Source organism: Xanthomonas sp. SHU 308 (assembly GCF_000364645.1).
Taxonomy (GTDB): Bacteria; Pseudomonadota; Gammaproteobacteria; order Xanthomonadales; family Xanthomonadaceae; genus Xanthomonas_A; species Xanthomonas_A sontii.
Map to the genome: position 1 here is coordinate 1 of NZ_AQOK01000754.1, position 227 is coordinate 227.

Below are 227 nucleotides of genomic sequence, written 5' to 3' on the forward strand. Positions count from 1 at the left end.
CCGCCAGCAGCACGCCGCCGACCGCCGCGGCCAGCGCCGCCAGCAGGGTCAGGCCGCCCAGCACCCAGGCCGCCAGCACGCCGTCGCCGGTGGCGTACACCGCCAGCACCACGGTGGCGACCAGCGCGGCGGCGTAGATCAGCAGCGAGGTCGGCGGCAGCGCGGCGAAGCTGCGGTTGAGCACGCGCATCGGCGGCACGTCGCGCAGGCGCAGCAACGGCGGCAGG

General features: G+C 78.0%; 1 protein-coding gene. It reads right to left on the bottom strand.

The genetic code is table 11. The annotated features are described in order from the left end of the window. Nucleotides 1-227: hypothetical protein (locus D588_RS25635; protein WP_043086330.1), on the bottom strand; the 227-nt coding region annotated here is incomplete at both ends.